The organism is Roseovarius aquimarinus (genome assembly GCF_043661195.1).
GTDB lineage: Bacteria > Pseudomonadota > Alphaproteobacteria > Rhodobacterales > Rhodobacteraceae > Roseovarius > Roseovarius aquimarinus.
This window is the reverse complement of the sequence record NZ_JBIHMM010000003.1, coordinates 347,603-369,804: the sequence shown is the minus strand read 5'-3', so window position 1 is coordinate 369,804 and position 22,202 is coordinate 347,603. Positions and strand designations below refer to the sequence as shown.

The following is a 22,202-nucleotide window of genomic DNA, read 5'->3' as shown; positions in this document are numbered from 1 at the left end:
CCCTATCCCGCACGGCCGGGCGCGACAATATTTACCTTTTGACTCAAAAACTGACCGTTGGTAAGTATTTGCATCTCGCATTTGGGAAAGGGATCGCAATGCAGGCGGATTTCGTCATCATCGGCTCGGGCTCGGCAGGCTCGGCCATGGCCTATCGGCTGTCGGAGGATGGCAAGCATTCCGTTCTGGTGCTGGAATATGGCGGCACGGATGCGGGGCCCTTCATCCAGATGCCGGCGGCGCTCAGCTATCCGATGAACATGAAGCGGTATGACTGGGGCTACAGCAGCCAGCCCGAGCCGCATCTGAACGGGCGCCGCCTCGCCGCGCCGCGCGGCAAGGTCGTGGGCGGCTCGTCCTCGATCAACGGGATGGTCTATGTGCGCGGCCATGCCGGCGATTTCGACCATTGGGAAGAGAGCGGCGCGATCGGCTGGGGTTTCCGGAACGTGCTGCCCTATTACAAGCGCATGGAGAACTGGACCGATGGCGGGCATGGCGGCGATCCGGCATGGCGCGGCACGGACGGGCCCTTGCACGTCACGCGCGGGCCGCGCCACAACCCGCTTTTCGACGCGTTCGTTCAGGCCGGGCGGCAGGCGGGCTACGAGATCACCGAGGATTACAACGGCGAGAAGCAGGAAGGTTTCGGGCCGATGGAGCAGACGGTCCACAAGGGGCGCCGCTGGTCCGCCGCGAATGCCTATCTGCGGCCTGCGCTGAAGCGCCCCAATTGCGACATGCTGCGCTGCTACGTGCGGCGCGTGATCATCGAGGAGGGCCGCGCCACGGGCGTCGAGATCGAGCGCGGCGGGCGGATCGAGACCGTGCGCGCGAACCGCGAGGTCGTGCTGGCGGCCTCGGCCTTCAACTCGCCCAAGATCCTGATGCTCTCGGGCATCGGCCCTGCTGCGCATCTGGCCGAGCATGGCGTCGACGTAGTGGTCGACCGGCCCGGCGTGGGCGGCAATCTTCAGGATCATCTTGAGCTTTACATCCAGCAGACCTGCATCCAGCCGATCACGCTCTTCAAGCATTGGAACGTCTTCTCGAAAGGGCTGATCGGGGCCGAATGGCTCTTGCGCAAGACCGGCCTCGGTGCGTCGAACCAGTTCGAGAGCGCGGCGTTCCTGCGCTCTAAGCCCGGTGTCGAATATCCCGACATCCAGTATCACTTCCTGCCCATGGCGGTGCGCTATGACGGCAAGGCTGCCGCCGAAGGGCATGGCTATCAGGCGCATGTCGGGCCGATGCGCTCCAAGTCGCGCGGGCGGGTCAGCCTCGCCTCGGCCGATCCGATGGCGCCGCCGCATATCGCCTTCAATTACATGTCGCACGACAGCGACTGGGAGGATTTCCGGCGCTGCATCCGCCTGACGCGCGAGATTTTCACCCAAGAAGCGTTCGATCCCTATCGCGGCAAGGAAATACAGCCCGGCGAGCATGTGCAGTCGGACGCGGATCTCGACGCGTTCATCGCCGAGCATGCCGAAAGCGCCTATCACCCCTGCGGCACCTGCAAGATGGGCGCGAAGGATGATCCTGATGCGGTGGTCGATCCCGAATGCCGGGTGATCGGCGTCGAGGGGCTGCGCGTGGCCGACAGTTCGATCTTTCCGCGCATCACCAACGGCAACCTGAACGGGCCGAGCATCATGACCGGCGAGAAAGCCGCCGATCATATTCTGGGCAAGGACCCCCTGCCCGCCTCGAACCTCAAGCCGTGGGTGCATCCCGGCTGGCGCGAGACGGTGAAGGCGGCGATCCCGGCCTAGCTCTTGCCAGGCTTGGGGCCGGGTCTCGGGCCGGGCTTGGGGCCGGATTTCGGCCCAGCCTTGGGGGCGCCGTCGCGCGGTTTTCCGAAGGGCTTGCCCCCCGGTTTGCCACCGGACTTCGCACCGGGCTTGGCCCTCGGTTTGCCGAAAGGCTTCGCTCCGGGTTTGCCGCTCGGCTTGGGCGCGGCGCCCGGTTTGCTGGCATAGCCTTCGGCGGCTTTGGCGGCGGCGCGGGCGCGGTTCTTCTTGCTATTCGGCTTGCCGACAGGGGGCGCGCCCGCCGGCTTGGCGAAGCCGCCGGTCTTGCCCTTGTATTTCGGCTTGTCACCCGCCGGCGTCACCGCGCCGTCGCGGGTGAAGTCGGGCTTCGGCCCCTTGCGGTGCGGCTTGGACGGCGCCTCGCCCTTCGGCTTCTTGAAGCGGGGCGCGGGCGCGTCGTCGTATTCGACGGGCTTGCTGGCCTTGGGACGCGGCTTGCGTTCGGGCTGCGGCTCCTGCGGCTGGATGGGCGGCAGATCGTCCATCGCACTGGGCGGGGGCGGGGATTTGGGCGGGGGCGGGGATTTGGGGCTGGGCTTCTTCCAGTCGGGCTTGGGGCCGGAATGGGGTTTGCCGGCCGGGCCGCCCTTGCGCTGCGCGATGGCGGGCGGTTGGCTCAGCTCCGTCACTTCGGCGCCGTCCTCGACGCGCATCGCATCGCCGATGGAGGCCTTGAAGCCCGCCACGGCGGGCTTGCGCAGCTCGACATAGCTTTCGGTATCGCCGACGCGGATCGCGCCGATATCCTCGCGCGTGACGCCGCCCGCCTTGCAGAGCATCGGCAGAAGGCGGCGCGGCTCGGCGCCCTTGGCGCGTCCACCCGAGATGGAGAACCAGACTGATGGGCCGAAGGCGGCACGCGGCGCGGGCTTCTCGCCCGGATCGCCGAGATCTTCGGGGGCGGAATGGCGCGCATGATAGAAGCGCAGATAGGCGGCGGCGATCTGCTCGGGCGAGAAACGCTCGAGCAGCTTGGCGACGGCGGGCGCCTCGCTCTCGGTGATGGCCTCGGACCAGGCCTCGTCGCCGAGCATCCGCTCTTCGTCCTTCGCGGTCACCTCGTCGGCGGAGGGCGCGGGGCCCCATTCGGCGCGCAGCTTGGCCCAGTTCAGGATGCGCTCGGCCTTCTTGCGGGCGGCGGGCGGCACGATCAGCGCGGATACGCCCTTGCGCCCGGCACGGCCGGTGCGGCCCGAGCGGTGGAGCAGCGTCTCGTGACTGCCGGGCAGCTCGGCATGGACGACCAGATCGAGGTTCGGCAGGTCGATGCCGCGCGCCGCGACATCGGTGGCAACGCAGACGCGGGCGCGGCCATCGCGCATCGCCTGGAGGGCGTGCGTGCGCTCGGATTGTGACAGCTCGCCCGAGAGGGCGACGACGGCGAACCCGCGATTCGACAGGCGCGTGGTCAGGCGGGCGACCATCGCGCGGGTGTTGCAGAAGACGATGGCATTGGGCGCCTCGTAATAGCGCAGCACGTTGATGATGGCGTTCTCGCCGTCACGGGGCGAGACGTTCATGGCGCGGTATTCGATATCGGCGTGCTGGCCCGCTTCGGTGCTGGCCGTGCTGACGCGCACGGCGTCCTGCTGATAATTCTCGGCCAGCTTGGCGATCGCGGCGGGAACTGTGGCCGAGAAAAGCAGCGTCTGGCGCGTCTCGGGCGCCTCGCCCAGGATGAATTCCAGATCCTCGCGAAAGCCGAGGTCCAGCATCTCGTCGGCCTCGTCGAGCACCACGGCGCGCAGGCTGCCGAGGTCGATCGAGCCGCGCATGATGTGATCGCGCAGGCGGCCGGGCGTTGCGACGACGATATGCGCGCCGCGTGCCAAGGCGCGTTTCTCGTCGCGCATGTCCATGCCGCCGACGCAAGAGGCCAGCACCGCGTTCGCCCCGGCATAAAGCCATGTCAGCTCGCGCTTGACCTGCAACGCCAGCTCGCGCGTCGGCGCGATGACGAGTGCCAGCGGCGCGGCGGCGGTATCGAACACCTCGGCCTCGTCGAGCAGCGTGGGCGCAATGGCGAGGCCGAAGCCCAGCGTCTTGCCCGAGCCGGTCTGGGCCGAGACCAGCATGTCGGCGCCGGTCAGGTCCGGGTTCGTCACGGCCTCCTGAACTGGGGTGAGCGTGGCATATCCACGGGCTTTGATGGCGTCGGCGAGAGCTTGTTTCACGGGTATCGATTTCTGCTGTGTCATGGGCGGGCGCGGGCATGTGAGCGCCACAAGCTGCGGCGTCTATACCCTCGCGCCGGGGATGTATAGCGCCTGCGGCATCAGGGCGCGCCGGTCCAGAGCTTCGAGAGGCCCCAGCCGAGCACCAGAACGGCGAAGAGACCCGGCACGAGGTAGCGTTTCGGAATGTTGAGATGCGCGATCCGCTCGCCCACGAATTGCGCGAGAATCGCCATGCCGAAATAGCGCAGCCCGCGCGAGAGGACTATGGCGGCGAGGAAGGTGAGGAAATTGCCGCCGAGCGCGCCTGCGCCCAGCGTGGCGAGCTGCATCGGCGCGGGCAGGAGCGAGACGAGGAAGACGGACCAAAAAAGCCCGTCCTCGCTGAGCCGATCGGTCATCGTGCGGTAGGTGTCCGACAGCCCGAGATACTCGAGCGCGGGTTTGACCACCGGATCGGCGAGCCACAGCCCGACGAAGTAAAAGAGGCTCGCCCCGGCGAGACAGCCGAGCCAGATCACCAGCGCGATTCTCAGCGCGCGGCGCGGATGACCCACCATGAGCGGCACCGCGATCGCTTCGAGTGGGATGGGCACGACAGTGCTTTCGCCGAAGGACAGAAGGCCGAGGCCAACGCGGTTCTGCGCGAGGCGGTGGGTCCAGCCGGGTTTGGTGTCCTTGGTCATGGGCGATGATGTCCGTCGCTAGAGGTGCGGGGTTGCTGCGATGCAACGCACCTTATTCGGCACAGTTCCGAGCCACCCGAGGGACGATCCGAGAGGCCCGGGCATTTTGGCAACAACTTTCGGTGAGCGCGTTCCGCCCGATGGAACCTGCGGCACGCGAGCGAGGTTAGGCCCCTGTTCCGCTGCTGGCGACGGCGGAGCCCAACGAGAAACGAAACCGAAAGAGGCAGCCGGAAAGCGAGAGATAACGACATGCATCCTGTAGCGAAAAATCTGAAGCGCGCGTATCGCGAGCCGGAGAAACAAGAGCTTCCCCCCGCGATGGAAGACCTCTTGCGCAAGCTGCGGGAAGCGGAGGAGCAGGCCGACGCCTGAAAGGGCGGCGCCAAGACTGCGCCCCCATGCGCCCGGAACCTGCCGGCCCCCCTTGCGTTGAGAGGCATCCGCACGCGATCATGCGGCGGAGACTGCATGACGTGAACGGAATTCATCCGGCAATCAGCACCGCGGGGCGCGCCTTGAGCAATTCGACAGAAAACGAAGGCCTCGCGGACGTAGAGGTATTGCTGACCGCGGGCGAGGTCTATCCGGCGATGGAGCGCGACTTCCTCGCCGCGGAGCGCGAGATTTCGGCGGGCTACCGCGTATTCGATCTTTCCACAAAGCTGCGCAGCGACGAGGGGCGGGCCATCGGGGACGATTGGTTCGATCTCATCGTGCATGTCCTGCGCAAGGGCGTGAAGATGCGCTTCATCATCTCCGATTTCGACGCGGTGCTGGCGCATGAGCTGCATTACCAGTCATGGAAAGCGCGGCGCGCCTTCGTCGCCGCGCGCGAGGCGGCGGGGACCGAAGCGAAGCTCGACGTCATCAACGCGGCGCATTCGGCCAAGGTCGGCATCCTGCCGCGCTTCTTCCTCTGGCCGCGCCTCGTGAAGGAGGTCAATTCCGTCGCGAGCCGGCTCAACCACATGGGCGGGGCTGAGGCGGAACGCATCCTCGAATGCAGTCCGGGCCTGCGCCCGCTTTTGTGCGAGACGCGCACGGGCAAGCTGAGGGCCAAGCGCTGGCCCATCCCGTCGCTCATTCCCGGCACGCATCACCAGAAGATCTGCGTCATCGACAAGCGGCTCGCCTATATCGGCGGGCTCGATCTTGACGAGCGGCGCTTCGACACCAAGGCGCATGACCGAGAGCGCAGCGAGACCTGGCAGGACGTGCAATTGCGCTGCACCGGGCCGGTTGCGCTCGACGTGCACAGCCATCTGAACGAATTTCTGGACGTGGTGCGCGGCATCAGCGCGCCGACCGCCGAGGGGCGGCTTCTGCGCACGCTCTCACGCAAACGCAAGCATGATTGGCCTTTTCTCGGCCCGAAGCCCCTCGTCCATACCATTCTCGACGATCATTACCGTCTGGTTCAGCGCGCGCGGGGGCTGATCTATCTCGAGACGCAGTTCCTGCGCGACCGGCCTCTCTGCCACCGGCTTGCCGAGGCGGCGCAGGACAACCCGCATCTTGCGCTCATCATCGTGCTACCCGGCGCGCCCGAAGCCATCGCCTTCGACGGCAATGTCGGCTCGGACGCGAAATTCGGCGAGTATCAGCAGGTGAAATGCATCGAGATCCTTCAGAAGGCCTTCGGCGAGCGCGTGACGGTCTGCTCTCCGGTGCGGCCCAAGGTGCTCGACACCGGCAAGCGCGACACGCTTAGCGGCTCGCCCATCATCTACGTGCATTCCAAGGTGTCGATCTTCGATACGGACCGCGCGATCGTATCGTCGGCCAATCTCAACGGACGCTCGCTGAGATGGGATACCGAGGCGGGCGTGATGCTGAGCGACGAAGCGCAGGTGACGCATCTGCGCGAGCGGATCTTTCGGCATTGGCTGGGCGCGGATGCGGGCCCGGAGTTCTATTCGGGCGATACCGCCGTCGCCCTCTGGGCCGAGCGCGCACGCCGCAATGCCGAGGTCGCGCCCGAGGATCGGCGCGGCTTTCTTGTGCCCTACGATCTAGGACCAGCGAAAGAATTCGGGCGCAATCTGCCCGGCATTCCCGACGCGATGGTCTGACCAAGACCTTCCCCAAAACAGAAAAGGAGCTTTTCATGACCGACCCGTCCCAGACGCAAGGCGGCCGCGAGGCTGCGGCCGAAACCCCTTCCGACGCCCCCGACTCCGCCGCGTCGCAGGCGGCCTATCTCGCGGGCCGGGAAGGCGCGCATAACAAGTGGCTGCTGCTCATCATCGGGATCGTCACGCTGATCGCCGGGGTGCTGGCCATCGCGATGCCGTTTCTCGCCTCGATCACCGCCGCCTTTGTGGCGGGCTGGGTATTGGTGGCGAGCGGCGCGATCGGGCTGATCGCCGCGTTCCGGCGCCGGCACGGATGGCACATGGTAGCCGCGGCGCTGAGCGCGGCCCTGTCGGTCTTCATCGGTCTCATGATCCTCGCGCAGCCCGTTCTGGGGCTCATCACCATCACCGCGCTCATCATCGGCTTCTTCGCGGCCAGCGGCGCGCTGCGCGTCTATTACGGCATCCGCCTGATGCGATACGGCAGCGGCGGGGGCTGGATGATCGCCGGGGGCGCATTGTCGCTGATCCTGGCCGTCATGCTGATCTCCGGCCTGCCCTTCAGCGCGGCCTGGGTGCCGGGCGTCCTTCTGGGGATCGACCTGGTGACATGGGGCGCGATTCTGATCGCGCTCGGCAGCCGGAGCGAGCAGATCGCCGCTGCGAGCGAGGCGGCGGCGGGCTGAGCCGCGCGCATGAAAAAGGGCGGGCCATCTGGCCCGCCCTTCGCTTGTCACCTAAGCCTTGCGCTTAGCTCGCGTCATAGGCTTCCATGTTTTCCAGCTCTTCCTCGGTCGCCGAGACGTAGGCGTTGATCTCGCCGTCGTCGCCCATGCGGCGCAGCTCGACCTTGTCCATCGGCATGGACACGGCATGCTCGCCGATGCCGAGGAAGCCGCCGATATCGAGGATCAGCGCCGAGACGTTGCCGTCATCGCCCAGCTCCAGCTCGCTGATCTCGCCAACCCACTCGTCGTTCGAGCCGTAGACAGTCGTGCCGAGCAGCTCTTCGGTGTTCATCTCGTCGAACGCGACAGTCTGCATCTGGGCTTCGTTGTTCTCGGTGTAGCCTTCCCAGCTATTGGTGCCGAGCGTTTCGCCCTGCTCGCTGGCTGCGGCTTCGTCGTAATTCTCGGACTCCTGCAACATGTTGCGGTCGCCGGTGTAGACGGCGAAGAACTCGCCTTCATCGTCGGCATCCGGCTGGAAGCGGATCGAGTCGAGCGACACGCGCAGATTGTCTTCGCCCATGCCGAGGAAGCCGCCGGCATCGACCAACACCTCTTTCACGCTGCCGTCCTTGCCGATAATGACGTCGTCGATGTCACCGGCCATTTCCCAATTCTCGGGGGCTTCGGTCAGCTCGTCCATCGGCGTCATCTCGCTGCCGTCGGAGACGATGTAAAGACGGTGGCCGATGATGTTGGACGCCTTCATGTCCATCGTGTCGCCAGAGGGCGATTGCGCCATGAAGGTGGACGTCGCATCTTTCATCGCACCGTCCTGCTGCGCGGTGTCATCGCTCGCGGCCAGACCGGCTGCGGGGATCGACGTTGCGGCGACGAGTGCGGTTGTCATCATAAAGCGTTTCATAAGAATTGCTCCTTTCCGTTGCGCAGGGCGAACCTGCTTCATGCCTAGACAAGCAACTCCCCCGCCCGATGGTTTCAGCTAAATTCCGCTTATTTTCATGGAACTTCCGGGCGCTGGACACGTTCACGGACTCGGGCGCTCGCGGCCCTTGGATGGCTGCGCCGAGCGCATTTTCAATAGGGATTTTCACCACCGTGGCAGTTTCGCAAAAGCCCGACACTCCGAATGATATCAAAGCGCGCGAAGCCTTGGCGCGCGATCTGGACCGTATCGACCGTGTGGCCCGGCTCATGGATGCGCAATTCACCCTTCCTCTCATTCGCGTGCCGATCGGCCTCGACGGGCTGATCGGCCTCATTCCGGGCATAGGGGATGCTGTGGTGTTTCTGCCGTCGGCATGGATGCTGGAGCGGGGCTGGCATCATGGGGCCCGCAAGCGCGTTTTGCTGCGCATGGCCACGAATAGCGGGATCGACTTCGTTGTCGGGGCGATCCCGCTCGTGGGTGATCTCTTCGATATCGGCTACAAGGCCAATCTCAAGAACGCGGCGCTGCTGCGCGCGGAATTCGCGCCGCGTCTCGAAGCTCCCTAGAACTGCATCGCTGCATAGGCCACGGCGAGAAGAAGAAGCGCCGCGATGGTCCAGCCGAGCCAGCCGCCGGTCACGGCGGCGCCGCTCTGATCGGGCGCGGTTGCCCCTTCATACTGCTTGGCCGGATCGCGCGGCGCTTCGCCCTTCGGCAGATGCGATATGGCCGAGGCACCGCCGCTTTCCGCATCGGTCTCCATCGCGGCGGCGGCCGGTTCGTCTTCGCGGCGGCCGCGATGCTCTTCCATCATTTTCTCGCGCCCGTGCGGCGCGATTTCGGGGCCAGCTTCGGTGTGGCGCGGCTTGGACGATTTGGCACGGTCTTCGGCCATGATCTGTCTCCTTCAACTTTGCGATGCTCGTGGCGCACCCGGTTTAATTCTCTGCCGGGTCAACCCTCGGCGCGCGGCGGCGTTCCCCCGAGGGGCGCGGCACGGCGACGCATCGCTCACGCGAATGGGATGCAGATGTGACCGGATCGGCCTCGCCGCAGGGTTGAACCTCGCGCCGCGCTCGCCCAATTGACGCGCATCAACACACCAAGAGGAATACCTGATGACCACATTCTCCCGGCTTGCCGGCAAGCCGCGCCTGATGATCGGCGCCGCGACGGCGATCGGCATCGCGATGGCGGTCCCCATGAGCGGCATCGCGCAACAAGACACCGCAAACAGCTCGGTCGCCCCGGTGGCGGGCGCGCCGCTTAGCTTCTCGAGCATCGTCAAGGAAAAGCTGCCCGCCGTCGTCGGCATCGTCAGCACGGTCGATGCGCCCGAAGGCGCACGCGGCGCACAGCCGCAACTTCCCCCCGGCCTTGGCGATCTCTTCGGCGGCCCGCGCGGACCCCGCGCACCGCAAGGACCGGCCCAGGCGCAGGGGTCGGGCTTCATCATCACGGCTGACGGCTATGTCGTGACGAACAACCACGTCATCGAGAACGCGAGCGGCATCGAGGTCGTGCTCGAGGACGAACGGCGCTTCGACGCGACGCTGGTCGGCACCGATCCCGCGACCGACATCGCACTCCTGAAGATCGAGAGCGACGACGCGCTTCCGCATGTCGAATGGGGCTCGTCCGACGATCTGGAGATCGGTGACTGGACCGTCGCCATCGGCAATCCCTTCGGACTTGGCGGCACCGTGACGGCGGGCATCCTTTCGGCGCGCTCGCGCAACATCAACGCCGGCCCCTATGACGACTTCCTTCAAACGGATGCCGCCATCAACCGGGGCAACTCGGGCGGCCCGCTCTTCAATGTCGAGGGCGACGTCGTGGGTGTGAACACCGCCATCGTGTCGCCCTCGGGCGGCAGCGTGGGCATCGGCTTTGCCGTGCCGTCGGCGGTGGCGCAGCGCATCGTGGCCGATCTGCAAGAGGACGGCACGGTCGAGCGCGGCTGGCTCGGCGTGGGCATCCAGCCCGTGACCGACGAGATCGCCGAAGCGCTGGGTCTGGACGCCGCCGAGGGCACGCTGGTGTCGTCGGTGACGCGCGGCAGCCCCGCAGAGGACGCGGGTCTCGAGCCGGGCGACGTCATCCTGTCGCTGGGCGAGGAACCCATCACCGGCCCGCGCGAGCTGTCGCTCGCGGTGGCCGATCTCGAGGTCGGCTCGGACGCGACCCTGACCATTCTGAGGGATGGCGAGGAGCAGGAGCTTTCGGTGGCTATCGGCCTGCACCCGAGCCAGAGCGTCACGGAAGCCGGTGATGCGGAGCCCGCAGACGCCGGAACGCCCCGCCTTGGCGTGGCGATCGCACCGCTCGATGCGGCGCTGCGCGCGCGGCTCGGCCTGCCCGAAGACGTGAACGGCGTCGCCATTACCGGCGTCGAGCCGGACAGCGCCGCCGCCCGCGCGGGCATGCAGCCGGGCGATGTCATCACCGCCGCATCGAACGAGGAGATCGCCGATCTCGACGCGCTGCGGGCGGCCGTCGCCTCGGCGGCCGAGAAAGACGCGCCGCTTCTGCTGCGGGTCTATCGCGGCGGCAACTACACCTTCATCGCGGTCACGCTGGGCGACGACGCCGAGTGATCGCCGCCTGAGGTGAGACTGAGACGCGCCCGGCCCCTCGCAAGGGGGCCGGGCGTTCTGCATGCATGGCGCGCGGTCAGCAGCCGGGGCCGCAATCGATGCTGCGCAGAGGCGGGGCGGGCGCCATGCCGAGCGCCTCGGACGTCTTGCGCAGCGCGGTGCGCAGACCTTCCTCCACCGTCGGGTGATAGAAGGGGCGCGAGAGCAGTTGGTCAACGGTCGCGCCTTCGGCCATCGACCATGCCAGCAGGTGTCCGATATGCTCGGCCTCGGGGCCGGCCATCTCGGCGCCCAGAACGCGGCCGCTGTCCCGCTCGGCATAGATGCGCAGAAGGCCGGGGGCGAGGGCCATGACCCGCGCGCGTCCCTGATCCTCGAAATCGACCGACCCCACGGCGAAATTCGTGCCCGCCTCGGTCAGTTCGGCATGGGTCGCGCCGATCATGGCGATCTGCGGATCGCTGAAGACGATGCTGAGCGGGGTGCGGCGCGACTTGCGATAGGCCTCGGGGAGAAGGGCGGCGTTCTCGCCCGCGATGCGCCCCTCGTCCGATGCCTCGTGCAGGAGCGGCGCGTCGTTGCCCGCATCTCCGGCCATAAAGACATGGCTTCGCCCGATGCGCATTGACAGCGGATCGAAGACCGGCACGCCCATGTCGTCGCAAGGCAGGCTCGTCGCCCCGAGGTTCAGCCCGTCCACATTCGGAACGCGCCCCGTCGCGGCGACCACGCAGTCGAATTCCTCTTCATGCCAGGGCGCATCCTCATCGGACGCATCCGACCATTTCACCCGGACGCCGGTATCCGTCCGGCTCAGCTCGCTGTCGGCGTGCCAATGGGCGGGAAATTCCCGCTCGAAGGTCCGGGCGGCGTAGCGGCGCACCTCGTCGTCGGTCAGCGGGCCGACCGCATGATCGCGCCCGAAGAGACGCGTTCGCACGCCCAGCCGGTGGAGCGCCTGCCCCAGCTCGAGCCCGATGATGCCCGCACCGAAGACCGCGGCCGATGCGGGCAGGTCAGGCCAGTCGAAGAGGTCCTGATTGGTGTGGAGCCTGTCGCCCAAGCCTTCCAGCGGCCCGGCGATATTGGGGCGCGATCCGGTGGCGATGACGATGGCGCGCGCGGTCAAGCGGCGGCCCGATTCCAGCTCGAGCGTGTGGTCGTCGACGAAGCGCGCATTCTCGCGGATGATGTGGCGTTCGGGAAAGCCGTCGATCGCGTCGATGACGAAGCCGACGAAGCGGTCGCGCTCCTCCCGGACGCGCTGCATCACGGCGGCGCCGTCGATGCGGGGCGTATCGGTATGGACGCCGAATTTGTCGGCGTCGCGCACCGCCTCGGCGCGGTTAGCCGCCGCGATCAGAAGTTTGGACGGCATGCAGCCGACGCGGGCGCATGTCGTTCCCAAAGGGCCGCCGTCGATCAGTGCCACCTTGTCGGTATGCTCGGCGGCGGCGCGATAGGCCGCCATCCCGGCGGTGCCCGCCCCCAGAATTGCGACGTCGAGATCGTAACTCGTCATATCTTCAAAACTCCCCGGTTCAGGATGCAACGCATGGGCGGGCGGCTTCGTTGCAGACAAAAACGTCACGGCCGCACTATAAAGACCGAGCGGTCTTGAAGTCGTCGAAGAGACCCGTTACATGACGTGTAGGTAAAGAGGAGCGAATGACATGTCAGATCAGACGATGACCCGCCCCGCGCCGGGACGTCCGCGTCAGTTCGACGAGGGCAAGGCCCTCTCGGCGATCATGCAGCTTTTCTGGGAGCGCGGCTATGAAGGCACGGGCCTGAGCGACATCATCGACGCGACCGGGCTGGGAAAGGCGAGCCTTTACGCGACATTCGGCAACAAGCAATCCATGTATCTGCGCGCCTTGGCCGCGTTCGAGACGGACATGGTCGATGCGGGCGCGCAGATGCTGAGTTCGGATGCGATGCCGGCGATGGATCGCATCCGGGCCTTTCTAGATGCGCCGATCGCGGCGCGGCGCGATGCCAATGACGATACCGGCTGTTTTCTGTGCAACGCCTCCGCCGACCGCGCCGCGCTCGACGAGGAGACGGCGGCCATCGTGCAGCGCTGCTATGCCAAGCTGGCGGGCGCGCTCGAGAACGCGGTGGCCGAGGTGGTCGGCCCCGAGGCCGCACCGCGCCGGTCGCAGATGCTGCTCGCGGTCTATGCGGGTCTTCGCGTGATGGCGCGCTCGGGTCGGCCTGTCACGGCGCTCGAGGACGCGCGCGACGACGCGCTGGCCAGTCTCGCCGGCTGAGGTCTATTTCTCGAAAAGCCGCGCCGCGTCGAATATGGCGTCGAGCCGCTCGTAGCGCTCGCGCGTTTCGGGCCAGTTCGCCTCCTGCACTGCGGCGATCAACGCCTCGAGCAGCATCATGGTGGAGGTGTTGCTGTCCCAGGCGGAGGGGATCTGCGTCCAGCAGTGGAACGTGTGCGTGGCGTGACCGGCGACGGGGCTTGCCCATTGATCGGTCATGAGGATCACGCGCACCCCCCGCGCATGCGCCAGCTGGGCGAGACGCAGAAGGTTCGTCTCGTAGCGGCGCATATCGAAGAGCAAAAGGACATCGCCCTCGGACATGTCGAGCACATAATGCGGCCATGTGGCCGAGCTCGACGTCATATGCGTGATGCGCCGGCGCACCGCCTGAAAATGGGTGAAGGCGTAATCGGCCAGCGCGCGGCTGATGCGCCCGCCGACGACGTAGAGCCGCCGCTCGGGATCGGCGAGGAGCGCGGCGGCGGCATCGAATTGCGTCGAGTCGATATTGGCGAGGGTCTGCTGGATATTGTCGCCGATGGCGGTGGCGAAGCGGTTGAGCAGGTGCGATTCGGGAACGTCCTGCGCCCATTGATCGCGGCGCTGGGTTGGCCCCGACGCTTTCGCCTCAAGCTCGGTTAGAAGCGCCTGCTGGAATTGCGGATACCCCTTGAAGCCGAGTTTCTGCACCAGCCGCGCCAAGGTGGGCGTCGAAACATCGGCATTGGCGGCGGCGATGGTGATCGAGGCGAGACCGGCGGCGGGATAGTTGTCCAGAAGAGCCTGCGCGAACTTGCGCTCGGACGCGGTCAGGGACGCGTAATGCGCCCGGATCGCGTCGCGGACCGATTTCTGTGCCGGGGTGGCCGGATCGCTCATATGCCGGACCTTGCTTGAAATTCGGGCTGCTTGGAACGGAAGGCAAAATCGTTACTGGAAAGATATTGACAGAAATTCTCGCGCGTGAAAACAATTTTTCACAAGCGGGAGGGTCTTCATGGCGACGCGGCCAGATGTCAGCGATGCGGTCGAGACGATCAACGCCGGTGCCGCCGGTGCGGCGCTGATCCTGTGCGAGCACGCGTCGCGCCGCATTCCGCCCGCTTATGACGGGCTTGGGCTGACCGAAGAGGCCGCGCTCAGCCATGCCGCCTGGGATCCGGGCGCGCGGGATCTGTCGCTGCACATGCTCGAGCGTCTGGACGCCACGCTGGTGGCGGGCACCATCTCGCGGCTCGTCTATGACTGCAATCGCCCGCCCGAGGCGCCCTCGGCCATGCCGACCGTCTCGGAGCTGATCGAGGTGCCGGGCAATGTCGGGCTGAGCGAGGCCCAGCGCGCCGCCCGCGTCGATGCGGTCTATCGCCCCTTCTGCGAGGCGGTCACGGACCAGATCGCGGCGCGGGAGGCGCGCGCGCAGCCGACCGCCATCGTCACAGTGCACAGCTTCACGCCCGTCTATTACGGAACCCCGCGCGAGACCGAAATCGGCATCCTGCATGACAGCGACACCGCGCTCGCCGATGCGATGCTGAAAGCGGGTGCGCGTGGCGGCAGGCGCGCGCTCCATCGCAATCGGCCTTACGGGCCGGAGGACGGCGTGACCCATTCGCTGAAACTGCACGGGATCGCCCATGGCCTGCCCAACGTGATGATCGAGGTGCGAAACGATCTGCTGCGCTCGCCCGAGGATATCGCGGCGATCGGGGACGAGCTTTGTGCGATGCTCCGGCCGGCACTGGTGCATCTGGGCCTCGAGACGCAGGGGACCGCGCATGCCTAGCTTCATCCGGGGCTATGTGCGCGGGATCGACGCGATGAACCGTTTCATCGGGCGCATCGCCATGTATCTGATCTTCGCGCTTGTCGGCGTGCTGATGTGGTCCTCGGTCTCCAAGACCTTCTTCGACCCGACGCTCTGGACGCTCGAGACCGCGCAATTCGTGATGGTCGCCTATTACGTCCTCGGCGGGCCCTATGCGATCCAGATGGGATCGAACGTGCGGATGGATCTTTTCTATGGCGAGTGGAGCCCGCGCCGAAAGGCGCAGGTGGATGCCTTCACCGTGCTGTTCCTCCTCTTCTATCTGGCCGTCCTGCTCTATGGCGCGGTCGGCTCGACCGCCTATTCGCTGGGCCATTTCCAGGGCGAGCCCTTCGCCTTCTTCTGGAATTTGCTGACCACCTTCGTCACCGAAGGCCCGGCGGCGGCGAAGGAACAGATGGGCTTCATGGAGCGCAGCCCGACCGCGTGGCGGCCCTATATATGGCCCGTCAAGGCGATCATGATCCTCGGCGTGACGCTGATGATCCTCCAGGTTCTCGCTGAATTTTTCCGCGATATCGGCCGCATCCGCGGAGAAGAGATCTGATGCCGTACGAGATGATCGCCATTTTGATGTTCAGCACGATGATGCTGATGCTGCTCACCGGCCAGCGCGTCTTCGGCGCCATCGGCTTCGTGGCGGCAGCGGGGGGCATGCTGCTGTGGGGCACCGGCGGGGCGGATGTGCCCTTCTCGGCCGCGATGAAGCTGATGAAATGGTACCCGCTGCTGACGCTGCCGATGTTCATCTTCATGGGCTACGTCCTCAGCGAGAGCCGCATCGCGGACGATCTCTACAAGATGTTCCATGTCTGGATGGGGCCGGTACGCGGCGGCCTCGCCATCGGCACGATCGGCCTGATGGTGCTGATCTCGGCGATGAACGGCCTCTCGGTCGCGGGCATGGCCATCGGTGCGACCATCGCGCTGCCGGAGCTTCTGAAACGCGGCTATGACAAAATCATGGTGACGGGCGTCATCCAGGCGGGATCGAGCCTCGGCATCCTCGTTCCGCCCTCGGTCGTGCTGGTGCTTTATGCGATGATCGCGCGCCAGCCGGTCGGACAGCTCTGGCTTGCGGGCGTCATTCCCGGCCTGATGATGGCCACGATGTTCATCATCTACATCTACGTGCGGTGCCGCATGCAGCCGCATCTGGGCCCGGCACTCCCCGCCGACGAGCGCGACGTGAGCCTCGGCGAGAAGCTGCGCCTCCTGCGCGCGGGCCTTCTGCCGCTGGTGATCTTCGCGGTGATGATGGTGCCCTTCGTCAAGGGCTGGACGAGCCTCGTGGAGAGCAGCGCGATCGGCGCGACGGCGGCCTTCCTCGCCGCGGTGCTCAAGGGCCGGATGACGCGCGAGGTCTTCGAGAATTCGGTGCGCCAGACGCTCGGCATCTCGTGCATGTTCATGTGGATCATCCTCGCCGCGCTCGGCTTTGGCGCGATCTTTGACGGGCTGGGCGCGGTCAAGGCGATCTCGGATCTTTTCACCACGCAATGGGGCCTCAATCCTTGGGTGATCCTGATCCTGATGCAGCTCAGCTTCATCATCATGGGCACGTTTCTGGACGATACCGCCATGCTGGTCATCGTCGCGCCGCTCTATGTGCCGCTTGTCGGGCAGCTCGGCTTCGATCTGATATGGTATGGTGTGCTCTACACGATCACCTGCCAGATCGCCTATATGACCCCGCCTTTCGGCTACAACCTCTTCCTGATGCGCGCGATGGCTCCGCCCGAGATCTCGATCCGCGACATCTATCGCTCGATCATCCCCTTCGTGCTGGTGATGGTCGGGGCGCTGATCGCCGTCATGGCCTTTCCGCAGATCGCGCTGTGGCTGCCCAATCTGGTCTATAACTAGGCCCAATCACGATCCCGGACCACCGGGGCGCTCATGGATCCAACCCAAGGAGAGAAAAGATGACGACACGCAGAAAGTTTCTAGCCTCCGCCGGTCTCGGCACCGCCGCGACGGCTCTGGCCGCACCGTCGATCGTGCGCGCGCAAGCGCCGATCAAGTGGCGGTTCCAGACCTATGCCGGCGCCGCGCTGGGCGAGGAAGTGACGAAGCCCGCCATCGACTACATCAACACCGCCGCCAATGGCGAGATGGAGATCGAGCTGTTCTACGCCGATCAGATCGTGCCCACGGGCGAGCTCTTCCAGGCGCTCCAGCGCGGCACCATCGACGGCGTGCATTCGGATGACGATTCGATGGCCTCGCCGACGCCGCTGCAACGCTTCGGCGGCTATTTCCCGATGGCGACCAAGCACATCCTCGACGTGCCGGTTCTCTTCAACCAGTACGGCCTCGCCGATATCTGGCGCGAGGAATACGAGAAAGTCGGCGTCACATGGCTTTCGGCAGCGGGTCAGGATCCGTGCAACTTCAACACCACGAAGGAAATCACATCGCTCGCCGATCTCGACGGGCTGCGCCTCTATACCTTCCCCACGGCGGGCCGGTTCCTGTCGCAATTCGGCGTCGTGCCGGTCTCGATCCCCTACGAGGATGCCGAGGTCGCGGTGCAGACCGGCGAGCTCGACGGGATGGCCTGGTCGGGCATCACCGAGGATTACACAGTGGGCTGGGCGGACGTGACCGACTACTTCCTGACCAACAACATCTCGGGCGCGTGGATCGGCTCGTTCTTCGTGAACCAGCAGAAATGGGCCGACCTGCCCGAGCATCTCAAGCAGATCGTCATGGCCGGTATCGAAGCGAGCCATACCTACCGCAACCAGTGGTACTGGGGCGGCGAGGCGCGGCTCCGGGCGCAGGGCGACAAGCTCCAGCTGCGCTCGATCCCGCAATCGGAATGGAAGGAGGTCGAAGAGGCCGCGCTGACATTCTGGGATGAGATCGCGCAGGAAGGCGAAGTGCACCAGAAGGTCGTGCAGATCTTCCGCGACTACAACGACGTCATCAGCAAGGCTGGCCCTCCCTACAATTTCGAGTGATCGTCCAGTCTCTCCACCTGCCCCGGCTTCATGCCGGGGCAGGCCATCCCCTACAGTTCATCCGCATTCCCGAGGTTCCCCATGCCTGCCCAGCCCTCCGCCCAGACCCCTGCCCTCAGCTTCGACGACCTGAAGAGACAGGTGAAGGAAGGAACGGTCGACACCGTTCTGGCCGCGCTCGTCGACATGCAGGGCCGCCTGATGGGCAAGCGGTTCCACGCGGAGCATTTCATCGAGAGCGCGTGGGAGGAGACGCATTGCTGCAACTACCTTCTGGCGACCGATCTGGAAATGGCGACACCCGAGGGTTTCGCCAGCACCTCCTGGGAAGCGGGGTACGGCGACTACGTCATGCAGCCAGACCTTTCGACCCTGCGCCCGATGCCTTGGCTCGAGGGCACGGTCCTCGTCCTTTGCGACGTGGTCGATCATCACACGCATGAGCCGGTCCCGCACTCGCCGCGCGCGATGCTGAAAAAGCAGCTCGCCCGTCTCGAGAAGATGGGCATGAGCGCCATGATGGCGACGGAGCTGGAATTCTTCCTCTTCGAGAAGAGCTTCGACGAGATCCGCAAGAGCGGCTATCGCGACCTCGCGCCGATTTCGGGCTACAACGAGGATTACAACCTCTTTCAGACCACCAAGGAAGAGCATGTCATGCGGCCCTTGCGCAACCATCTGCGCAGCGCGGGCCTGCCCATCGAATGCACAAAGGGCGAGGCCGAGGCGGGGCAGGAAGAGCTCAACATCAAATACGCCGCCGCGCTCGATACGGCGGATTTCCACACGATCGCCAAGCACGCGGTCAAGGAGATCGCCTGGCAGCAGGGGCATGCCGTCTCGTTCCTGCCGAAATGGAACAAGAACCGCGTCGGCAGCTCGAGCCATGTGCACCAGTCGCTCTGGAAGGACGGCGAGAACGCGTTTTTCGACAAGTCCGACGATCTGGGCATGTCTCAGCTGATGAAGCACTACATGGCCGGGATGCTGAAATACGCACCCGATTACACCTATTTCCTCGCGCCCTACATCAACAGCTACAAGCGTTTCGTGAAGGGCACATTCGCGCCCACGCGCACGATCTGGTCGGTGGACAACCGCACTGCGGGCTTCCGGCTCTGCGGCGAGGGCACGAAGGGCGTGCGCGTGGAATGCCGCGTCGGCGGCTCGGACATCAATCCCTATCTCGCCATGGCGGTGCAGCTTGCCGCGGGCATCGCCGGGATCGAGGAGAAGCTGGAGCTGGCGCCGCCCTTCAAGGGCGATGCCTATTCCGGCGACGAGGGCATGATCCCGACCAACTTGCGTGACGCCTATGAATCGCTGAAGGGCTCGAAGATGCTGCGCCGCGCGCTTGGCGATGACGTGGTCGATCACTACGCCCGCGCTGCCGAGGTCGAGATCGAGGATTTCGAGGCCGCCGTCACCGATTACGAGATCGCGCGCGGTTTCGAGCGCTGCTAAGGCAAAGCCGCCAGCCCGCCCCCTTGCGGGCGGCGGAGCCTCCGGCGGGGATATTTGGGGCAAGAAGAAAGCTCTGCCCCGCGGATGAATGGACAAGGTGCAATGAGCGAGACACTGACCTGCATATCGCCGATCGACGGATCGGTATTCGCCACGCGCGAGACGCTGCATTCGGACGGCGCCAAGGCCGCCGCCGCCCGGGCGCGCAAGGCGCAGATGAACTGGGCGGCCCGGCCCCTGACCGAACGCATCCGGCTTGTGATGGCGGGCGTCGAGGCCGTGGGCGCGATGAACGACGAGGTGGTGCCCGAACTCGCGCGCATGATGGGCCGGCCCGTCCGCTACGGCGGCGAATTCGGTGGCTTCAACGAGCGCGCCTCTCATATGGCGAAGATCGCCGAGGAGGCGCTCGCGGATATCGAGGTGGGCGAGGACGAGACCTTCCTGCGCTACATCAGGCGTCTGCCGCATGGCGTCGTGCTGGTCGTCGCGCCCTGGAACTATCCCTACATGACCGCCATCAACACGGTCGCGCCCGCGCTGATCGCCGGGAATACGGTGTTGCTGAAACACGCGACGCAGACGCTCTTGGTGGGCGAGCGCATGGCGCGGGCGTTTCATTCGGCGGGCGTGCCCGAGGACGTGTTCCAGAACGTCTTCATGGGGCACGAGACGACATCGGGCCTCATCTCGGCGGGCGCCGTCGATTTCGTGAACTTCACCGGCTCGGTCGGCGGTGGGCGCGAGATGGAGCGCGCGGCGGCGGGCACGTTCACCCCCGTGGCCACAGAGCTCGGGGGCAAGGATCCGGGCTATGTCATGGAGGACGCGGATCTCGACGCCGCCGTCGATACGCTGATCGACGGGGCGATGTTCAACTCGGGGCAATGCTGCTGCGGGATCGAGCGGATCTATGTCCATGAGAGTCTCTACGACGCGTTCGTCGAGAAGGCCGTGAAGATCGTCGAGGGTTACAAGCTCGGCGATCCGCTCGACCCCGAGACCACCATCGGCCCGATGGCGCATGTCCGCTTCGCCAAGGAGGTGCGCGCGCAGATCGACGAGGCCGTGGCGGCGGGCGCCAAGGCGCATATCGCCAAGATGCCGGCCGATGACGGCGGCGCGTATCTGACGCCGCAGATCCTGACGGATGTGAGCCACGACATGCGCGTGATGCGCGACGAAAGCTTCGGCCCCGTCGTGGGCATCATGAAGGTCGCCTCGGACGACGAGGTGATCGAGCTGATGAACGACAGCCCTTACGGCCTGACCGCCAGCCTCTGGACCGCCGATGTCGCCCGCGCGCAGGCTGTGGGCGACCGGATCGAGACGGGGACCGTCTTCATGAACCGCGCCGACTATCTCGACCCGGGCCTGTGCTGGACCGGCTGCAAAGATACGGGGCGCGGCGGGGGCCTGTCGGTGATCGGCTATCACAACCTCACGCGCCCGAAATCCTACCATCTCAAGAAGGTGACGAAATGATTCTGACTGGAAACTGGTCCTACCCGACTTCGGTGAAATTCGGCGCGGGCCGCATTGCCGAGCTGCCCGCCGCCTGCGCGCAGGCCGGGATGACGCGCCCCCTTCTCGTGACCGACCGGGGCCTCGCCGATCTGCCGATCACGGCGCAGACGCTCGACATCATGGAAAACGCGGGCTTCGGCCGCGCGATCTTTTCCGAGGTCGATCCCAATCCGAACGAGAACAACCTCGCCGCCGGCGTCACCGCCTATCTCGAGGGCGGCCATGACGGCGTGATCGCCTTCGGCGGCGGCTCGGGGCTGGACCTGGGCAAGATGGTCGCCTTCATGGCGCATCAGACGCGGCCCGTATGGGATTACGAGGATGTGGACGATTGGTGGACGCGCGCCGACGCGGACGCCATCGCGCCGATCATCGCGGTGCCGACCACGGCGGGCACCGGCTCGGAAGTGGGGCGCGCCAGCGTCATCACCAATTCCGTGACGCATGTGAAGAAGATCATCTTCCATCCCAAGGTCATGCCCACGGTCGTCATCTGCGATCCGGAATTGACCGCCGGGATGCCGAAATTCATCACCGCCGGCACCGGCCTCGATGCCTTCGCGCATTGCGTCGAGGCGTATTCCAGCCCGCATTACCACCCGATGAGCCAGGGCATGGCGCTCGAGGGGATGCGGCTCGTCAAGGAGTACCTGCCCCGCGCCTACAAGGACGGGAGCGATCTGGAGGCGCGCGCGCATATGATGAGCGCCGCGATGATGGGTGCGACCGCGTTTCAGAAGGGCCTCGGCGCGATCCATGCGATGAGCCATCCCGTCGGCGCGGTCTTCGGCACGCATCACGGCACGACCAACGCGGTCTGCATGCCCGCCGTTCTCGAGCTGAACGCGCCCGAGATCCGCGCGCGGTTCGACGCCGCCGCCGCCTATCTCGGGATCGAGGGCGGCTTCGACGGGTTCCGCGCCTTCGTGCAGGAATTCAACGACTCGCTGGGCATTCCGCGCAAGCTCTCGGATCTCGGGGTGGAGGCCGCGCGCATCGACGATCTGGTGGCCGAGGCGGTCCAGGATCCGAGCTGTGGCGGCAACCCCGTGAAGCTGACGCGCGAGAACCTGCGCGGGCTTTTCGAGGCAAGCCTCTAAAATCTTCCGCTTCTCGAAAAAAGACCCCCGGTCGCCATCAGCGGCCGGGGGTTTTTTGCTGGCCCGATCGCGCCG

General features: G+C 65.8%; 20 protein-coding genes. 14 read left to right on the top strand and 6 right to left on the bottom strand.

From position 1 onward, the window contains the following. Nucleotides 1-98: 98 nt before the first annotated feature. Complete coding sequence (gene betA, locus ACGRVM_RS12370; RefSeq protein WP_377172086.1) at nt 99-1,775, top strand: choline dehydrogenase; 1,677 nt, start codon at nt 99-101, stop codon at nt 1,773-1,775. On the opposite strand, the gene ACGRVM_RS12365 is transcribed toward betA, so the two are convergent. Next, nucleotides 1,772-4,012, bottom strand: coding sequence for a DEAD/DEAH box helicase (locus ACGRVM_RS12365; protein ID WP_377172084.1), 2,241 nt, complete (start codon nt 4,010-4,012; stop codon nt 1,772-1,774). The two genes, betA and ACGRVM_RS12365, sit on opposite strands and share 4 nt — an antisense overlap. Nucleotides 4,013-4,089: 77 nt before the next feature. Next, the gene (locus tag ACGRVM_RS12360; RefSeq protein ID WP_377172082.1) at nt 4,090-4,674 is read right to left on the bottom strand and encodes a YqaA family protein; all 585 of its coding nucleotides are present in this window, start codon (nt 4,672-4,674) and stop codon (nt 4,090-4,092) included. Between the two features lie 252 nt (nt 4,675-4,926). Here ACGRVM_RS12360 and ACGRVM_RS12355 point away from each other — a divergent pair, with 252 nt between their 5' ends. The 3 genes from ACGRVM_RS12355 (at nt 4,927) to ACGRVM_RS12345 (ending at nt 7,438) form a co-directional block, all read left to right on the top strand. Then, nucleotides 4,927-5,049: a hypothetical protein gene (locus tag ACGRVM_RS12355; protein ID WP_377172080.1), complete on the top strand. Its 123-nt coding sequence runs from the start codon at nt 4,927-4,929 to the stop codon at nt 5,047-5,049. A 143-nt stretch (nt 5,050-5,192) separates the two neighbouring features. Further along, nucleotides 5,193-6,749, top strand: a complete 1,557-nt coding sequence (locus ACGRVM_RS12350; RefSeq protein WP_377172078.1) for a phospholipase D family protein — start codon at nt 5,193-5,195, stop codon at nt 6,747-6,749. A gap of 35 nt (nt 6,750-6,784) precedes the next feature. Then, nucleotides 6,785-7,438 carry an HdeD family acid-resistance protein gene (locus tag ACGRVM_RS12345; protein ID WP_377172076.1) on the top strand — a complete coding sequence of 218 codons (654 nt, stop codon included), beginning with the start codon at nt 6,785-6,787 and terminating at the stop codon, nt 7,436-7,438. Between the two features lie 64 nt (nt 7,439-7,502). On the opposite strand, the gene ACGRVM_RS12340 is transcribed toward ACGRVM_RS12345, so the two are convergent. Beyond that, nucleotides 7,503-8,345 (bottom strand): PRC-barrel domain-containing protein, encoded by an 843-nt coding sequence (locus tag ACGRVM_RS12340; RefSeq protein WP_377172074.1) that lies wholly within the window; start codon nt 8,343-8,345, stop codon nt 7,503-7,505. Between the two features lie 194 nt (nt 8,346-8,539). Between ACGRVM_RS12340 and ACGRVM_RS12335 the strand changes: the two genes are divergently transcribed. Further along, nucleotides 8,540-8,938, top strand: coding sequence for a DUF4112 domain-containing protein (locus ACGRVM_RS12335; RefSeq protein WP_377172072.1), 399 nt, complete (start codon nt 8,540-8,542; stop codon nt 8,936-8,938). Here ACGRVM_RS12335 and ACGRVM_RS12330 read toward each other — a convergent pair. Then, nucleotides 8,935-9,267 carry a hypothetical protein gene (locus ACGRVM_RS12330; RefSeq protein ID WP_377172070.1) on the bottom strand — a complete coding sequence of 111 codons (333 nt, stop codon included), beginning with the start codon at nt 9,265-9,267 and terminating at the stop codon, nt 8,935-8,937. The two genes, ACGRVM_RS12335 and ACGRVM_RS12330, sit on opposite strands and share 4 nt — an antisense overlap. A 223-nt stretch (nt 9,268-9,490) precedes the next feature. Between ACGRVM_RS12330 and ACGRVM_RS12325 the strand changes: the two genes are divergently transcribed. Beyond that, nucleotides 9,491-10,969 (top strand): Do family serine endopeptidase, encoded by a 1,479-nt coding sequence (locus ACGRVM_RS12325; RefSeq protein ID WP_377172068.1) that lies wholly within the window; start codon nt 9,491-9,493, stop codon nt 10,967-10,969. Between the two features lie 76 nt (nt 10,970-11,045). Here ACGRVM_RS12325 and ACGRVM_RS12320 read toward each other — a convergent pair whose 3' ends face one another. Next, a complete protein-coding gene (locus tag ACGRVM_RS12320) occupies nt 11,046-12,491 on the bottom strand; it encodes a dihydrolipoyl dehydrogenase (RefSeq protein ID WP_377172066.1) in 1,446 nt (481 codons plus the stop codon). Between the two features lie 151 nt (nt 12,492-12,642). On the opposite strand from ACGRVM_RS12320, the gene ACGRVM_RS12315 reads away from it, so the two are divergent. Next, nucleotides 12,643-13,242: a TetR/AcrR family transcriptional regulator gene (locus tag ACGRVM_RS12315; protein ID WP_377172064.1), complete on the top strand. Its 600-nt coding sequence runs from the start codon at nt 12,643-12,645 to the stop codon at nt 13,240-13,242. 3 nt (nt 13,243-13,245) lie between these two features. Here the strand turns inward: ACGRVM_RS12315 and ACGRVM_RS12310 are convergent, their stop codons facing one another. Then, complete coding sequence (locus tag ACGRVM_RS12310; RefSeq protein ID WP_377172062.1) at nt 13,246-14,124, bottom strand: MurR/RpiR family transcriptional regulator; 879 nt, start codon at nt 14,122-14,124, stop codon at nt 13,246-13,248. A gap of 118 nt (nt 14,125-14,242) precedes the next feature. Here ACGRVM_RS12310 and ACGRVM_RS12305 point away from each other — a divergent pair, with 118 nt between their 5' ends. From ACGRVM_RS12305 to ACGRVM_RS12275, 7 genes are all read left to right on the top strand, one after another. Then, on the top strand, nt 14,243-15,028 hold the full coding sequence (locus tag ACGRVM_RS12305) for an N-formylglutamate amidohydrolase (protein WP_377172060.1): 786 nt from the start codon (nt 14,243-14,245) through the stop codon (nt 15,026-15,028). After that, nucleotides 15,021-15,617: a TRAP transporter small permease subunit gene (locus ACGRVM_RS12300; protein WP_377172058.1), complete on the top strand. Its 597-nt coding sequence runs from the start codon at nt 15,021-15,023 to the stop codon at nt 15,615-15,617. Before ACGRVM_RS12305 ends, ACGRVM_RS12300 begins: the two co-directional genes overlap by 8 nt. Further along, nucleotides 15,617-16,936 carry a TRAP transporter large permease gene (locus ACGRVM_RS12295; RefSeq protein WP_377172056.1) on the top strand — a complete coding sequence of 440 codons (1,320 nt, stop codon included), beginning with the start codon at nt 15,617-15,619 and terminating at the stop codon, nt 16,934-16,936. Before ACGRVM_RS12300 ends, ACGRVM_RS12295 begins: the two co-directional genes overlap by 1 nt. A 59-nt stretch (nt 16,937-16,995) precedes the next feature. Further along, nucleotides 16,996-18,036 carry a TRAP transporter substrate-binding protein gene (locus ACGRVM_RS12290; RefSeq protein WP_377172054.1) on the top strand — a complete coding sequence of 347 codons (1,041 nt, stop codon included), beginning with the start codon at nt 16,996-16,998 and terminating at the stop codon, nt 18,034-18,036. 81 nt (nt 18,037-18,117) lie between these two features. Further along, complete coding sequence (locus ACGRVM_RS12285) at nt 18,118-19,500, top strand: glutamine synthetase family protein (protein WP_377172052.1); 1,383 nt, start codon at nt 18,118-18,120, stop codon at nt 19,498-19,500. Between the two features lie 102 nt (nt 19,501-19,602). Next, a complete protein-coding gene (locus ACGRVM_RS12280; protein WP_377172050.1) occupies nt 19,603-20,985 on the top strand; it encodes an aldehyde dehydrogenase family protein in 1,383 nt (460 codons plus the stop codon). Next, entirely contained in the window at nt 20,982-22,127 is a 1,146-nt protein-coding gene (locus tag ACGRVM_RS12275; RefSeq protein WP_377172048.1) for an iron-containing alcohol dehydrogenase, read from the top strand. Before ACGRVM_RS12280 ends, ACGRVM_RS12275 begins: the two co-directional genes overlap by 4 nt. Nucleotides 22,128-22,202: the final 75 nt, after the last annotated feature.

Coding starts and splice junctions, on each gene's coding strand:
- betA (WP_377172086.1), top strand. CDS start 99: ATGCAGGCGGATTTCGTCATCATCGGCTCGGGCTCGGCAGGCTCGGCC.
- ACGRVM_RS12365 (WP_377172084.1), bottom strand. CDS start 4,012: ATGACACAGCAGAAATCGATACCCGTGAAACAAGCTCTCGCCGACGCC.
- ACGRVM_RS12360 (WP_377172082.1), bottom strand. CDS start 4,674: ATGACCAAGGACACCAAACCCGGCTGGACCCACCGCCTCGCGCAGAAC.
- ACGRVM_RS12355 (WP_377172080.1), top strand. CDS start 4,927: ATGCATCCTGTAGCGAAAAATCTGAAGCGCGCGTATCGCGAGCCGGAG.
- ACGRVM_RS12345 (WP_377172076.1), top strand. CDS start 6,785: ATGACCGACCCGTCCCAGACGCAAGGCGGCCGCGAGGCTGCGGCCGAA.
- ACGRVM_RS12340 (WP_377172074.1), bottom strand. CDS start 8,345: ATGAAACGCTTTATGATGACAACCGCACTCGTCGCCGCAACGTCGATC.
- ACGRVM_RS12330 (WP_377172070.1), bottom strand. CDS start 9,267: ATGGCCGAAGACCGTGCCAAATCGTCCAAGCCGCGCCACACCGAAGCT.
- ACGRVM_RS12325 (WP_377172068.1), top strand. CDS start 9,491: ATGACCACATTCTCCCGGCTTGCCGGCAAGCCGCGCCTGATGATCGGC.
- ACGRVM_RS12320 (WP_377172066.1), bottom strand. CDS start 12,491: ATGACGAGTTACGATCTCGACGTCGCAATTCTGGGGGCGGGCACCGCC.
- ACGRVM_RS12315 (WP_377172064.1), top strand. CDS start 12,643: ATGTCAGATCAGACGATGACCCGCCCCGCGCCGGGACGTCCGCGTCAG.
- ACGRVM_RS12310 (WP_377172062.1), bottom strand. CDS start 14,124: ATGAGCGATCCGGCCACCCCGGCACAGAAATCGGTCCGCGACGCGATC.
- ACGRVM_RS12305 (WP_377172060.1), top strand. CDS start 14,243: ATGGCGACGCGGCCAGATGTCAGCGATGCGGTCGAGACGATCAACGCC.
- ACGRVM_RS12300 (WP_377172058.1), top strand. CDS start 15,021: ATGCCTAGCTTCATCCGGGGCTATGTGCGCGGGATCGACGCGATGAAC.
- ACGRVM_RS12295 (WP_377172056.1), top strand. CDS start 15,617: ATGCCGTACGAGATGATCGCCATTTTGATGTTCAGCACGATGATGCTG.
- ACGRVM_RS12290 (WP_377172054.1), top strand. CDS start 16,996: ATGACGACACGCAGAAAGTTTCTAGCCTCCGCCGGTCTCGGCACCGCC.
- ACGRVM_RS12285 (WP_377172052.1), top strand. CDS start 18,118: ATGCCTGCCCAGCCCTCCGCCCAGACCCCTGCCCTCAGCTTCGACGAC.
- ACGRVM_RS12280 (WP_377172050.1), top strand. CDS start 19,603: ATGAGCGAGACACTGACCTGCATATCGCCGATCGACGGATCGGTATTC.
- ACGRVM_RS12275 (WP_377172048.1), top strand. CDS start 20,982: ATGATTCTGACTGGAAACTGGTCCTACCCGACTTCGGTGAAATTCGGC.